This is a genomic window from Sphingomonas sp. 2R-10 (genome assembly GCF_030062225.1).
GTDB lineage: Bacteria > Pseudomonadota > Alphaproteobacteria > Sphingomonadales > Sphingomonadaceae > Sphingomonas.
Genome location: NZ_JASCXF010000065.1, coordinates 1 through 13,444, shown reverse-complemented (window position 1 = coordinate 13,444; position 13,444 = coordinate 1). Strand labels below are relative to the sequence as shown.

Genomic DNA, 13,444 nt, shown 5'->3' with positions numbered 1-13,444 from the left:
AACCGATGCCGACGCCTCGCCAAGGACTGGGAGGCTTCCATCGCCTCGTCAGAAGCATGGCTCATCATCGCATCCATCAGGCGAATGACCCGCCGTATCGCAAAGCTCGAATTATGAGTCGGGCTCTGAGCGGCGTGAAAGGTATCTCGCTCGATCACCGTGGCGACGGAATTAAGACGCGGCATATCCCGCTGATCCTGAAGTTTATGGCCGAGAAAAAACAATCGCTGCAGGTGCGGGGGGCGGCACCGTACAGCTACATCTGGGCCTATGAGGAGCCGGAGAACAATCTCGAGTTTTCCAGTGCCGTCGAGCTCGCCGTACAGCTTGCCGACTTTGCTTCGCGTGGCGTATCTCAGATCTTGCTCACCACCCACTCCCCTGTTTTCTACGATCTTGGAGACACTTGTCCGGAGGGCGTCGCCTGTGCGCACGTCTATCGAGACACCGACGAGGAAGGTACGGCCGTGAGCGAAAGCGGTTGTGCCGTAGACGAGAAGATGGGCACAATGGCCTTACTCGCGCCACGCGTTAAGCAACTCGTTCATGACGTCCGGGAGCAGGTCGAGGCCAAGCACAACGCCGAAGTTCTCGCCCGGCAGAACCGGCCAAAGATCTTCGTCGAGGGCGAAAGTGATAGGATCGTGCTCCGCCGCTGCGCAACGGTCTTTCACCCGGCGCGGGCAGGCTTCGTGGACTTCGAAACTAAGCGCGAAGGCGCGGGGCACAGCTACGTCATCGACATGCTCAACGGCTGGCGTTGCCAGCACAAACATCACCAGGATGGCCCCCGGGCGGCAGGAATCTTGGACGTGGACGCGGTCACGATGAAGAATGAATGGAACGCAGGCGTTGGAAATACCGCGTCGGCAAAATGCTTCTGCTACCCCAAGCCGAACCATGCCATCGCGGCACTCCAGGCGGGCTTCCGCCTGCCAGTGACCCTGGAGGTGCTTTATAGCCTCGATATTTGGCAGTGGGCGGAAGCACGCGGAATGCTTGAGGATAGGGTGCTTGCCGATAGCTATCCGGCTGCAATGGTCGAGGAGATCCTGAAGGGCGGAACCTCAGGCATTGAGGTCGACGAGGCCTACAGGATGTACGTGACACGGCAGTTCCGCGCGGGCACGAAAGTCGACGTGGCTAACCAGGTGAATAGGCTTGCTGAAGCACGTTTCCAGGCGGAGTTCGAGCGGCTTGGCGCGCTCTTGGGAGAGGTATTTGAATATTTAGGTGTGGCAGAGGTGCAGGTAGGCGCATGAGGCAGCGGCACGTGTCTGCACGCTGGTCCGAGAACAGCGCTCAGCAGCTTTAGCCCTCCGACTGAGTCAACGTTCGCTCACCCGAACTGAGCGATCCAAAGCCGCCAGTCCGCTTTCCACCAAAAAAGGGCTGTTATTAGCCCGGCCCGACTTCATGAGTGCCAATTCAAACGAGCCGAACGGAAATTTCCCAACGATTTGAGTGCCCATCTTCGGCCTTTGTGGGGCACCACTAACTAAAACCGCGCAAATGCTCGGTTTCGTGAGACCCCATAGAGGACTGTCTGAGAACTGCGCGCACGGTTGCCGCAGCGAGCACGCCGCCGCTGTGTGAGATCGGCAAAGGCGCTTTCACCGTCTGGGCCTTTGAAATCGCCGCTACGCGCTACCGGGTCTGTGGTTCACTTCGCGAAAGCAGGCATGGTGTTGCCGCTGCAGTGCAGACAATGACGATCCATGCGAACGCCTTCATCGGCGTACCGGGGAGCGCGACGGTCCCCTTGCTGCCTAACGTTGCGCCGGTTTCGCCGGATCGATGTGTCGCGCCTGTAGCGTCTGTTTAAGAATCTCGCGTAAATCGAGGCGATCCGAGAGCCTGATCGTCGCGCAAAAAGGCGCCGAGCGATACTGACGATCCTATTATCTCTTTCAGCCGATAATCGCGACAGAACGCGATAGGCGCTAAGCTATCTCTGGGAGCCCATCGAGGTGCTTCTCCAGCGTTACCGGATAGTCACGAACCCGCACGCCGGTCGCGTTGTAGACGGCGTTGGCAATCGCGGGCGCCACGCCCGACAATCCGAGTTCGCCAACGCCCTTCGCCTTGATCGGCGACATCGTGGCATCGACCTCTTCGATGAAATGCGCGTCCAGGTGCGGGACGTCGGCGTGGACGGGCACTTCGTAGCCGGCAAGGTCGTGATTGACGAAGAAGCCGAAGCGGGTGTCGACCGCCATCTCCTCCATCAGCGCGGCACCGATTCCCATCGTCATGCCGCCGACCACCTGGCTACGCGCGGTCATGGGGTTCAGGATGCGTCCGGCGGCGCAGATCGCCAGCATCCGCCGGACCCGGACGATGCCGGTATAGGCGTCCACCGCGACTTCGGCAAAATGCGCGCCGACGGTCTGCTGCGCATAGCGACTGGCGAGACCGCCATATTCCATCGCGTCCTCGGCGACGATGTCGCCGTCCCTCGCGGCGTCGGCCAGCGGCACTGACCGGCCCGCCGAGACGACCTGCCCGTCCGCGAACGTCACGTCCGCGGTGTTGAAGCCCAGCCGCTGCGCGACCAGCGCGCGCAGTTTCGCGCAGGCGGCATAGACCCCCGCGGTCGCCGATGCGGCGCCCGCCTGACCGCCCGAACCGGGGGTGACCGGGAACGTGGAATCGCCCAGCCTCGCGGTGACGCGGTCGAGCGGTACGCCCATCATCTCGGCGGCGGTCTGAGCCACGATCGTGTAGCTGCCCTGGCCGATGTCGGTCATGTCGGTTTCGACCGTGACGTGGCCGTCCTTGCCGAGCCGCACGCGTGCGCCCGCCTTCATAATCGGCGCACCGCGGATTGCACTCGCCATGCCCATGCCGATCAGCCACTTGCCGTCGCGCCGACTGCCCGGCTTCACCTGCCGCGCGCCCCAACCAAACTTTTCCGCGCCTTCGGTCAGGCACTGGATGAACGGCCTGGTCGAGAAGCGGCGCTCGGGCTTTTCGGGATCGACCTGGGTGTCGTTGACGATACGCAGCGCGACGGGGTCCATGCCCAGCTTTTCGGCCAGCTCGTCCATCGCCACTTCCAGCGCCATCATCCCCGGCGCCTCGCCCGGCGCGCGCATCGCATTGCCCTCCGCCAGGTCGAGCGTCGCGAGATAACGGCGCAGCAGGCGATTTTCGCCCGCGTACATCAGCCGGGTGGGAAGCGTGCACGGCTCGGTCCGGCCGCCGGGCAGATTGCCGGACCAGCAGTCGTGGCCGATGGCGAGCAGCCGCCCGTCCTTCGCCGCGCCCAGCCGGACCCGCTGAATCGTCCTGGGGCGATGAATGGTATTGTTGAACATGATCGTGCGTTGCAGCACCACCTTTACGGGACGGCCCGTCACCCGCGCCGCGATCGCGGCGAGAGCGAGATCGCTCTGCGTCGTGCCTTTGCCGCCGAAGCCGCCACCGATGAAGGCGGAGTGGAGGCGGATCTTGTCCCTCGGCGTCCCGATGATGAGGCCAAGGTCGCGGCATCCCCAGTCCATCGACTGGATCGCGGTCCAGCAGGTCAGCCGGTCGCCGTCCCAGCGCGCGATGGTGGCGTGCGGCTCCATCATCGCATGGGCCTGATCGGGAACGGCGTAGGTTTCGTCTACCGTGACCGGCGCGTCCGCGAACGCGGCGGCGAAGGCACCGACCGAAACCTCGGACGCGCCGCCGAACGGCTCCTGCGCCGCGATCGGGGCCGATGGCTTCTGCACGACGAGATCGAACTGGCCCTTGGCCCGCGCGCAATCGACGCGGACCAATGCGGCGGCGGCGCGTGCCTGTTCGAACGTGTCGGCGACGACGACGGCCACCGCCTGGTGATAATGATCGACCATCGGCCCCGCCAGGACGCGCTGCACGTAGAACTTGCCGACGCCGACGGGGCCGGCATTCTCGTGCGTGACGACCGCACGGACGCCGGGTGCGGCGCGGGCGGCGGCGGTGTCGATCGCGGTGATCCGGCCCTTCGCGATCGCCGCGCCCAGAATATAGCCGTAGGCCGCATCCGGCGCGGCATCGTGATGCTCGGCGGCGTAGCGCGCCGTGCCGGTTGTCTTGAGCGGCCCCTCCACGCGCGGATGGGCTCGCCCGACCACGGCCAGCCGGTCGATCGGCGTCGTGCCGGCGGGGGTGTCGAACTTCATGCCGTCGTCTCCAGTTCGGCCAGGAAGGCGTCGTGCGTCAGCGGGCGGGAGAACATCGGGAAAGTTTTCGTCACCGACGCCGCCTGTTCCTCCGCGCTCAGCGTGGCGGTGCAATCGGTCAGCGTCACGACGCGAAACCCGCGCTCATAGGCCGACCGCATCGTCGATTCGACGCAGCAGTTGGTCAGGAAACCGGCGATCGCCAGATCGGTGATGCCGCGCTGGCGCAGGATGAAGTCGATGTTGGTGCTGGCGAAACAGTCGAGGCCGCGTTTGCCCTCGATCACGATGTCGCCGTCGGCGGGTGCCATCGCATCGGCGATCTCCGCGCCCCAGCTGCCCTTGCGAAACGCCTGAGCCTGTTTGACACCGGCGAGGATACCGTAGGGGTCGGACGGCATCTCGGGATACCCATCCGCAAAGCTGATCGGGGCATGCATCACCGTCACGCCCCGCGCGCGGGCCTGTTCCACCACGGCGCGGCTACGCGCCAGCATGTCGGTGTCGGCCATCACCGCCTTCACCGCACCATGCTGGGCGCCGCCTTCGCTCACGAAGTCGTTCTGATACTCGATCAGCAAGAGGGCGGTCTTTTCGGGTGTCATCTTGCATTCTCCCATTTGGCCCGTTCCGAAGGTGGCTCACGCCACCGCCGGCAACCGGTCGAGATGCTTGTCGAGGGTCAGCGGATAATCGCGCAGGCGCACGCCGGTCGCGTTGTACATGGCATTGGCGACCGCCGCGCCGACGCCGCACAGGCCGAGTTCGCCGATACCCTTGGCCTTCATCGGATTGGCCTTGTCGTCGGCCTCATCGAGGAAGATCACCTCCTGGTGCGGGATGTCGGCATGGACCGGCACCTCGTAGCTGGCGAGATCGTGGTTGACGAAGAAGCCGAAGCGCCTGTCGACCGCCAGTTCCTCCATCAGCGCCGACCCGACGCCCATCGTCATCGCGCCGATCACCTGGCTGCGCGCCGTCTGCGGATTGATGATCCGCCCTGCGGCGCACACCGCCAGCATCCGGCGCAGCCGGGTCGCGCCGGTGTACATGTCCACGCCGACCTCGACGAAATGCGCGCCGAACGTAGACAACTGCCATGTCTTGTCGAGCGTGCCGAACTCGATCTTGTCCTCGGCCACCAGTTCCCCTGCGGCGGCGGCGCGACTCAGGTCTGCGGACCGGTTGCCGCTGGTTACCTTGCCGCCCTCGAACACCGCATCGGCCGAATTATAGCCGAACCGCTGGGCGACGACCTCGCGCAGCTTGACGCAGGCGGCATAGACGCCCGCGGTCGCATTGGCCGCACCGAACTGGCCGCCCGATCCGGCGGAAACCGGAAAGGCGGAACTGCCGAGTTTCACGACGACCGAGTCGAGCGGCACGCCCATCATCTCCGCGGCGGTCTGCGCGATAATCGTGTAGCTGCCGGTGCCGATGTCGGTCATGTCGGTCTCGACCGTGACGACGCCGTCCCGGCCCAACCGGACGCGCGCGCCCGATGGCATGTTCATGTGATTGCGGAAGGCGGAGGCGACACCCATGCCGATCAGCCACTTACCGTCGCGGACCTGTGCCGGCTTCGCATTGCGACGCGACCAGCCGAACTGCTGCGCGCCTTCGGTCAGACAGCGGACGAGCTGGCGCTGCGAGAAACGCCGCTTGGGGTCCTTGGGGTCTACCTGCGTGTCGTTCTTTACGCGAAAGGCGATCGGATCCATGCGGAGCTTCTCGGCCATCTCGTCCATCGCAACTTCCAGCGCCATCAGGCCCGGGGCCTCACCCGGCGCGCGCATCGCATTGCCCTCGGGCAGGTCGAGCACGGCAAGCCGCATCGACGTCAGCCGATTGGCACCCGCATAGAGCAGCTGCGTCTGCAGCACCGCGGCTTCGGGACCGCCGTTCGGCTGATCCCCCGAACCGCTTTCATGCGCGATCGCGGTGATCGTCCCGTCCCGGGTCGCACCGATGCGGATGCGCTGGCGCGTGGCGGGGCGATGCGTCGTGTTGTTGGCCATGAACGGCCGGCTCATCGCAACCTTCACCGGGCGACCGGCAGCCTTCGCGCCAAGCGCCGCCAGCACCGCATCGCTGCGCAGGAACAGTTTCCCGCCAAAACCGCCACCGACATAGGGCGACAGAAACGTCACCTTGTCCTTCGACATGTTCAACGTGGTGGCGAGATCGGTGCGGCCCCAGTCGATCATCTGGTTCGACGTCCACACCGTCAGCGCGTCGCCGTTCCACGCGGCGATCGATGCGAACGGCTCCATCATCGCATGGCTGTGATCCGGCGTGGTGTATTCGGCATCGAGCTTGACCGGCGCTGATGCGAAGGTCGTCTCGAACGTGCCGACCCGGTCTTCGCCCTTGCCGGGCTTCTCCGCATCGGTCAGCGGGGCCGTCTTCAACGCGGCGTCGAGGTCGAATCGGCCCTTCCCGCGAGCATAATCGACGCGGACGAGGCCGGCCGCTGCGCGCGCCTGTTCGAACGTCTCGGCGACCACGACCGCGACCGCCTGATGATAATGATCGACATCGGGTCCGGCCAGCAACTTGACGGTGTTGTACTTGCCCTTGCCAAGCTTGCCCACGTCGGCCGCCGTCACGATCGCAATCACGCCGGGCGCAGCCTTGGCGGTGGCCGTGTCAATCGCGTTGATGCGTCCCTTGGCGACGGCGGCACCGACGACATAACCGTACGCGGCGTTCTCGATCTCGCCGTGACGTTCATAGGCGTAGGGTGCCAGACCGGTGGTCTTGAGCGGACCGTCGATCCGGGTCTGCGCACGCCCGACGACCCTCATCCGGTCGATCGGGTTGGCGGCGGCGGGTGTTTCGAACTTCATGAGCCTATGCCTTCGCTTCGGCGAGGACCGAGGCAAGCGCGCGGGTGGCAAGCGGCAGCTTGAACGCATTGTCCCTGGTCGGCGTCGCGCCCTGGAACGCGCGCGCGGTCACGGCGGCGGCACCGCGTGGCAGCAACGCATCCGCCGCCTCGACACGCCACGGCTTCGGCGCAACGCCGCCGAACGCGACACGCCCGGTGCCGTCGGCCTGAATCACCGCCGCGACCGATACCAGCGCATAGGCGTAGGACGCGCGGTCGCGTACCTTCTCGTAGAATTGCTTGCCGCCAATCGGTCGGGGCAGGGTCACTGCGGTGATCAGCTCGCCCTGCTTCAGCACGGTATCCTGCTGGGGCGTGTTGCCCCACAGCCGATGGAAGTCGGCGATCGGGATCGAGCGGCGCTGGCCGGTCGCGTCGACCGTCTCGATCACCGCGTCGAGCACGCGCATCGCCACTGCCATGTCGCCCGGGAACGTCGCGATGCAGCTGTCGCTGACGCCGATCACGCCCAACTGGCGCGAGTAGCCGCCGATCGCGGCGCATCCCGAACCCGGCTTACGCTTGTTGCACGCCATGTTGGTGTCGTAGAAATAGGGGCAGCGTGTCCGCTGGAGCAAATTGCCCGCGGTCGACGCCTTGTTGCGCAACTGGCCCGAGGCGCCCGCGACGATCGCGCGGGTCAGAACGCCGTAGTCGCGGCGGATGCGCTCGTCGGCGGCGAGATTGGTATTGGTCACCAGTGCGCCGATGCGGAGACCGCCGTCAGCGGTCGCCTCGATCTTGTCGAAGCCGAGATCCTGCACGTCGACCAGATGCGTTGGCGTCTCCACCTCGATCTTCATCAGGTCGAGCAGGTTTGTCCCGCCCGCGATGAACTTGGCGGTCGGATTGCCTGCAACTGCGAGGGCCGCCGCCCCGGCATCCTTGGCGCGTTCGTAGGTGAAGGCCCTCATGCGTCTGCTCCCGCGACTTCGGCCATCGCATCGGCGATGTTGGAATAGGCTCCGCAGCGACAGATGTTACCGCTCATCCGCTCGCGCATCTCGATGTTCGTCGCGGTCGGCTTCGCATTCAGGTCACGCTGTACGTGACTAGGCACGCCGCGCTTGATCTCGTCGAGCACCGCAACGGCGGAGCAGATCTGGCCGGGGGTGCAATAGCCGCACTGGTAGCCGTCGTGCTTGATGAAGGCCGCCTGCATCGGATGCAGCTTTTCCGGTTTGCCCAGGCCCTCGATCGTAGTGATCTCGTTGCCGTCGTGCATGACCGCCAGGCTCAGGCAGGAATTGATGCGCACGCCGTCGACCATCACGGTACAGGCACCGCACTGGCCATGATCGCAGCCCTTCTTGGTGCCCGTCAGCTGCAGATGCTCGCGAAGCGCGTCGAGCAGCGTCGTGCGCGGATCGAGATCCATTTCCCGCTTTTCGCCGTTGACCACGAATCGCACGGGCAAGGTGGGAGAGGCCTGCGGCTGGGGCGGTGATGCGGCGAGCGCGCTTCCCGGTGAAGCGACGATCACGGCAGTCGCCGCGCTGCCCGCCAACAGACCGCGTCGTGAAAGCTCAATTTCTGATGTGCGGGGCATGGATTTTGCGCTCCTTTCGCCCCAACGGGCACCTGCGATAGAATTTCGATCCGCGTCATTGCCGTGGGACCATCTTAACGTGTCAGCCGCCGCTGTAGTGCGTGCGCAATATTCAACGAAGCGATGAGTACTGCTCACCGTCGTATGAGACGACGGAGACGATCGGGCTGACGCTCAACTGCACTCCTTGATCTGCACCGTGACCGGCCCGGGCGTATCGAACATGCTCACGTCGCCGTTGACCCGGCCGAGCACGACGATCCCGGGCGATGGAACGCGGCCATTCCGGTAATAGATGACGAAATCATTCGTGCCCCAGAGCCCGATCGTTCCAGCCGAGAAGTCGGTCTGCCGCGGCCCCCCGGGCAAAAGGGCAGGCAACGGTCCGGTCTTCTCCTGTCGGAGATGGTCGCGCATCTCGACGGTGAGCGGGAGCCTCGCCAGCAGCGCCCGAGTGGCGGGGCTATCGACGAGGTCGGCAGTGATCCGGCCTCGTTCGGAGGATATCACGATGCCTCCGCCAACGACCGCACGCGTCGCCGGCGAAGTATCGCTGTCGCCGTTCGCCACCGCAACGTCTCCATTACTTGTGCTGGCTGCATCACCGGGGTGGTCCTCGGCGGCGCACCCGGATGCCAGACTGCCCGTCATGATTAGCATTGCCATCTTGATCCCGGTTTTCACTTTCGCCGCCTTCCACAAATGCGTTTGCGGGCATCTTCACTCGGCTGATGGATGCCGGATCGACCTCGGCACCCATCGCTCCTGCGGAGTTCACGGCTTGCCGCTGTCCGTGCCGGGACCGGCGCGATATTGCGCGTCGGACACCTGCTCCATCCACTTGACCGGCGACCCGTTCAGCGATTCCTGAATCGCGATATGGGTCATCGCCTGCGTGGGGGTGGCGCCATGCCAGTGCTTGCGATCGGGCGGGCACCACAGCACGTCGCCTGCGTGAAACTCGATCGTCGGGCCGCCCTCGACCTGCGTCCACCCGACCCCTTCGGTCACGATCAGCGTCTGGCCAAGCGGGTGGGTATGCCACGCAGTGCGAGCGCCGGGCTCGAAATGGACCGTCGCGCCGCCGACCCGGGAGGGCGAGGGACGCTGGAACTGCCCGCTGATGGCCACCTTGCCGGTGAAATATTCCAGCGAGCCGTCGGTCGTCTCTTGATCGACCTTGCGCGTGACTTCCATGGTGGATCTCCTGTCCTGGGCCTGAGCAGAGTGCGAAATGGTCAGGGTCATGATCGCCAGCGTCACGCCGCGGACGGTCGTCGAACCGATGGTCTTCATCTCATCATGTCCTTTGCGAAAACTGCTGTCGCGGAATGGTGCCTGGCCGGCGTGCATCAAAGATCTGCAGCCGGTGAACGGCTGGTGGTCCGGCTTCCGGCGTGGCCGAGCAGCGCCGAGGCAAGGAGAATCAGCGCCGCAGAAAAGAAGGTGGCGCCCGGACCGAAAGCATCGAACAGCAAGCCACCCCCGGCGGCCCCCAGCGTGATCGCAAGCTGCACCACGGCGACCATCAGCCCGCCCGCCGCTTCCGCATCCTCGGGCAGCGTGCGGCTCAGCCATGTCCACCAGGCCACCGGCAATGCGGTGCCGACGAAGCCCCACGCACCCAGCAGCAGGGCGACGGCAACGGGGATAGAACCAAGCGCGATCAGGGCGAGCGCGATCCCCGCCATGATGACCGGGGCCGCGACCAGCGTCACCGACAGGTTCCAGGCGACGAAGCGACCGATCAGCCAGGTGCCCGCAAGGCCTGCCGCGCCCATGCCGAGCAGCATGGCCGAGAGGAGCGAGACGCTGACGCCCGTGACCTGCTCGAGGAACGGACGAAGATAAGTGAACAGCGCGAACTGCCCCATGAACAGCAGGCCGACCGCCCCCATGCCGATCCGCGCTTCGGGCCGACGCAGCACACCGAGCGAACCGGTCGCACCGGATGCGCGATTGGGCGCCATCGACGGCAGCGTCGCCCATTGCCACGCGAACGTCGCGACGGCGAGCGGGACAACGATGAAGAATGCGCCGCGCCAACCGATATACTGGCCCAGGAAGCTGCCGAGCGGGGCGGCGATCGTCGTCGCCAGCGCGTTGCCGCCGTTCAGCAAGGCCAGTCCCTTGGGAACCTGTTCGGTCGGCACGAGGCGCATGACCGTCGCCGTCGACATCGACCAGAACCCGCCGATGGCGATGCCCAGCAGCGCGCGACCGGTGATCAGCACGAGGTAGGTGGGCGCGAATGCCACCGTCAGTCCGGAGACCAGCATCAACAGGGTTAGGCCGAGCAGCAGATGGCGTCGGTCGATACCCGCTGCCAGTGACGCGATCGTCAGGCTGGTCACGACCGCGAAGATCCCGGACACTGAAATCGCCTGTCCGGCCGCCCCTTCGGTGACGCGCAGGTCGGCCGCGATCGGCGTCAGGATGCTGACCGGCATGAACTCGGACGCGATCAGCGTCGACACGCATAAGGTGAGCGCCAGGACCGCACCCCAGCGCGCCGTTGATGCCGCCGGCGGGAGATGCCGGGCGTCGGTGTTTGCCATGCTGGTCATGCCTATGTCCCTCTGGTCCTGTCGGGCCTTCGAGACACGATTATGGGGGCGGGAGCGGCACAGGGTTAGCGGGTGTCTGATCCATGCCACGATGAGCAAGGCTCATCATTGCGACCGGTCATGACCCGAGCGGATGGATTTCCCTGATGAGCTCGATGAGCAGGCGAAGCCCCGTCGGCACCTGTCGCCGGCCCGAATAATAGATATGAAAACCCGGACCGGTCGACACCCAGTCCTCAAGGACGGCGTGCAACTCGCCGCTGTTCACGAGTGATGCGACCGTGGGTTCGGGAAGATACGCCAACCCGACGCCGCGCCGGACGAGGCTCAGCCCGAACTGGGTCTCATCAAAGGTGATCGGCCCCGGAACGTCCAGCTCGAACGCCTCGCCCTCCTTGTCGAACTCCCAGCGATAGATGCTGCCGTCGCCCAGGCGGATCCGTAGGCAGCGATGGTCCTTCAGGTGAAGCGGATGCGTGGGGACACCGTGCCTCGCCAGATAGGCTGGCGAGCCGACGACGACCCAACGGATGTCAGGCGACAGGCGCTGGGCGATCATGTCCTCGGGGACGGTGCCGCCATAACGAATGCCGGCATCGGCCCCTTCCGAGATGACGTCAACGAGATGGTTGGTGACGGCCACGTCGATCTGGATATCGGGATACCGCTCCACGAAGATCGGCAGGACCGGACCCAGCAGCAGCGTGGCGGCATGTTCGAGGATGTTCAGGCGGATGCGACCGGAGGGCTCGTCACGGTAGCGGTTGAGGGCCTCCGCGGCGGATCCGATTGCCTCGAACGGCTCGACGATCTTGCCCAGAAGCTCCTCTCCCGCGGCCGTCAGCGTGACGCTTCGGTTGGTCCGGTTCAGCAGCCTGACGCCCAGCCGGGTTTCCAGCCCCTTGAGCGAATGGCTGAGCGCCGAAGCGCTGACACCAAGATCGAGGCCGGCACGCCGAAAGCTGCGATGGTTGGCGATCGCGAGGAAATAGCTGAAATCGGCGAGGTCGGTGCGGCTGATCTTCATGGCCGCATTCTGCTCGCTATGCCCATTGGTGGCAATTTCGTCCGGCGATCGGCGGGAATCGTCCTGCGAAAACCGCCGTCGCGTCAGCATATCCTAGCCGCAGCCCTACATTCGCCCGGCCCGGCGATCCACGAGGCCTTCATCTTCGGCCGTCCCTCGGGACGCAAATTCTCCAATGATCTGAGTGCCCAGTTTTGTCTCCTGTGGGGCACCACATCTCCGGAAATCGTTGAGAAACAATCGCTTAGGCCGCAGTCTCGTCCTGACTGTCGCACAAAAGTGTCGCACAATGCCTCTTCCGATGATGAGCTAAGTCTTTCAAATCGTTTCCGAAATGAGGGCTCGGGATGTCGCACACAGGTGTCGCACCGAGCGCCTTCTGGCGTTTGGCGTCGAGGGGCGATGTATCAGTATCGGGTGCGGGTGCGGGTGCCCGCCGATCTGAGGCAAGTCATTGGATCGAGCCATATCAACAGGTCGTTGGGGACAGCCTCGCTGGCCGTTGCCCGACGATCGGCAAAGGTGATGGCCTATCAGATCGATCGAAGCTTCGCAGAAGCGCGGAATTCTGGCGCATGGAAAGCTGCGTCAGCACAGCCTCCGCTACACGTCGCGGAGGTTGCTGCGTCTTCGACGAACGCTGATCATCGACTGACGCTCGGAGTTATCGTCGAACGCTATCTGACGGACGCAACCATCAGTCGTTCTCCGAAGAGCCAGATCGTTTATCGGACGACGTTCGCGACTATCTGCGCCATTCTGGGCAGCGAAACGCCCATTAAGTTGATATCGCGTGATGGGTGCCGTCAAGTGTTGAGCGTGCTTCAAGCGCTTCCTCCGAACTCACGCAAAAGGTGGCCGGGTATATCGCCCGTCGATGTTGCTGCGGACGCTCACCAGCGTGGTGTTGCCCCGATGAGCGCCGCAAACTGCAACGAGTATATGAATAAGCTTTCCAGCCTCCTCAACTGGGCTGTCCGAGAAGAAATGATCGACCGAAATCCAGCACGGGGGTTGCGGGTCGCTGACCGGAGGCTGGCGCGCGAGAAGCGTGATCCATTCACGTTGCCGCAGCTAAGCGCCATTTTCACGGCTCCTCTTTATACCGGATGTAAAGATGATGGCTTGGGCTAGAGGCTGTTATGGACTTGGAAGCGGGCTTGATTCATCCGTTATTGGATGAGCATTTGCCGCAAGTCGTATCTGTCTGACGTCAGTGATGAGGAATGGTCGCTGGTCGCACCATATTTGCTGTTG

At 64.5% G+C, this 13,444-nt stretch carries 11 protein-coding genes and 1 pseudogene; 3 read left to right on the top strand and 9 right to left on the bottom strand.

The window, feature by feature from the left end; genetic code table 11:
* Positions 1-117, top strand: a pseudogene (locus tag QLH51_RS19325) (IS5/IS1182 family transposase); the annotation flags it as partial.
* Positions 114-1,262: a hypothetical protein gene (locus QLH51_RS19320; protein ID WP_125662594.1), complete on the top strand. Its 1,149-nt coding sequence runs from the start codon at positions 114-116 to the stop codon at positions 1,260-1,262. The pseudogene QLH51_RS19325 and the gene QLH51_RS19320, both read left to right, overlap by 4 nt.
* A 681-nt stretch (positions 1,263-1,943) precedes the next feature.
* Here QLH51_RS19320 and paoC (QLH51_RS19315) read toward each other — a convergent pair.
* The 9 genes from paoC (QLH51_RS19315) to QLH51_RS19275 form a co-directional block, all read right to left on the bottom strand.
* Complete coding sequence (gene paoC, locus QLH51_RS19315; protein WP_125662592.1) at positions 1,944-4,154, bottom strand: aldehyde oxidoreductase molybdenum-binding subunit PaoC; 2,211 nt, start codon at positions 4,152-4,154, stop codon at positions 1,944-1,946.
* The gene (locus tag QLH51_RS19310) at positions 4,151-4,759 is read right to left on the bottom strand and encodes a cysteine hydrolase family protein (protein WP_125662589.1); all 609 of its coding nucleotides are present in this window, start codon (positions 4,757-4,759) and stop codon (positions 4,151-4,153) included. The genes paoC (QLH51_RS19315) and QLH51_RS19310 overlap by 4 nt, the downstream gene beginning before the upstream one ends.
* A gap of 36 nt (positions 4,760-4,795) precedes the next feature.
* The gene (gene paoC, locus QLH51_RS19305; RefSeq protein ID WP_125662586.1) at positions 4,796-7,003 is read right to left on the bottom strand and encodes an aldehyde oxidoreductase molybdenum-binding subunit PaoC; all 2,208 of its coding nucleotides are present in this window, start codon (positions 7,001-7,003) and stop codon (positions 4,796-4,798) included.
* A gap of 4 nt (positions 7,004-7,007) precedes the next feature.
* Positions 7,008-7,958: an FAD binding domain-containing protein gene (locus tag QLH51_RS19300; protein ID WP_125662583.1), complete on the bottom strand. Its 951-nt coding sequence runs from the start codon at positions 7,956-7,958 to the stop codon at positions 7,008-7,010.
* The gene (gene paoA, locus QLH51_RS19295) at positions 7,955-8,593 is read right to left on the bottom strand and encodes an aldehyde dehydrogenase iron-sulfur subunit PaoA (RefSeq protein WP_125662580.1); all 639 of its coding nucleotides are present in this window, start codon (positions 8,591-8,593) and stop codon (positions 7,955-7,957) included. Before paoA ends, QLH51_RS19300 begins: the two co-directional genes overlap by 4 nt.
* A 174-nt stretch (positions 8,594-8,767) precedes the next feature.
* Positions 8,768-9,163: a cyclophilin-like fold protein gene (locus QLH51_RS19290; RefSeq protein WP_206429315.1), complete on the bottom strand. Its 396-nt coding sequence runs from the start codon at positions 9,161-9,163 to the stop codon at positions 8,768-8,770.
* 204 nt (positions 9,164-9,367) lie between these two features.
* Positions 9,368-9,946 (bottom strand): (R)-mandelonitrile lyase, encoded by a 579-nt coding sequence (locus QLH51_RS19285; RefSeq protein ID WP_336620715.1) that lies wholly within the window; start codon positions 9,944-9,946, stop codon positions 9,368-9,370.
* A complete protein-coding gene (locus tag QLH51_RS19280; protein WP_125662576.1) occupies positions 9,946-11,160 on the bottom strand; it encodes an MFS transporter in 1,215 nt (404 codons plus the stop codon). Before QLH51_RS19280 ends, QLH51_RS19285 begins: the two co-directional genes overlap by 1 nt.
* Before the next feature lie 118 nt (positions 11,161-11,278).
* A complete protein-coding gene (locus QLH51_RS19275; RefSeq protein WP_206429314.1) occupies positions 11,279-12,277 on the bottom strand; it encodes a LysR family transcriptional regulator in 999 nt (332 codons plus the stop codon).
* Between QLH51_RS19275 and QLH51_RS19895 the strand changes: the two genes are divergently transcribed.
* The gene (locus QLH51_RS19895) at positions 12,206-13,321 is read left to right on the top strand and encodes a DUF6538 domain-containing protein (protein WP_336620714.1); all 1,116 of its coding nucleotides are present in this window, start codon (positions 12,206-12,208) and stop codon (positions 13,319-13,321) included. The genes QLH51_RS19275 and QLH51_RS19895 overlap by 72 nt on opposite strands.
* The last annotated feature ends 123 nt before the right edge of the window (positions 13,322-13,444 follow it).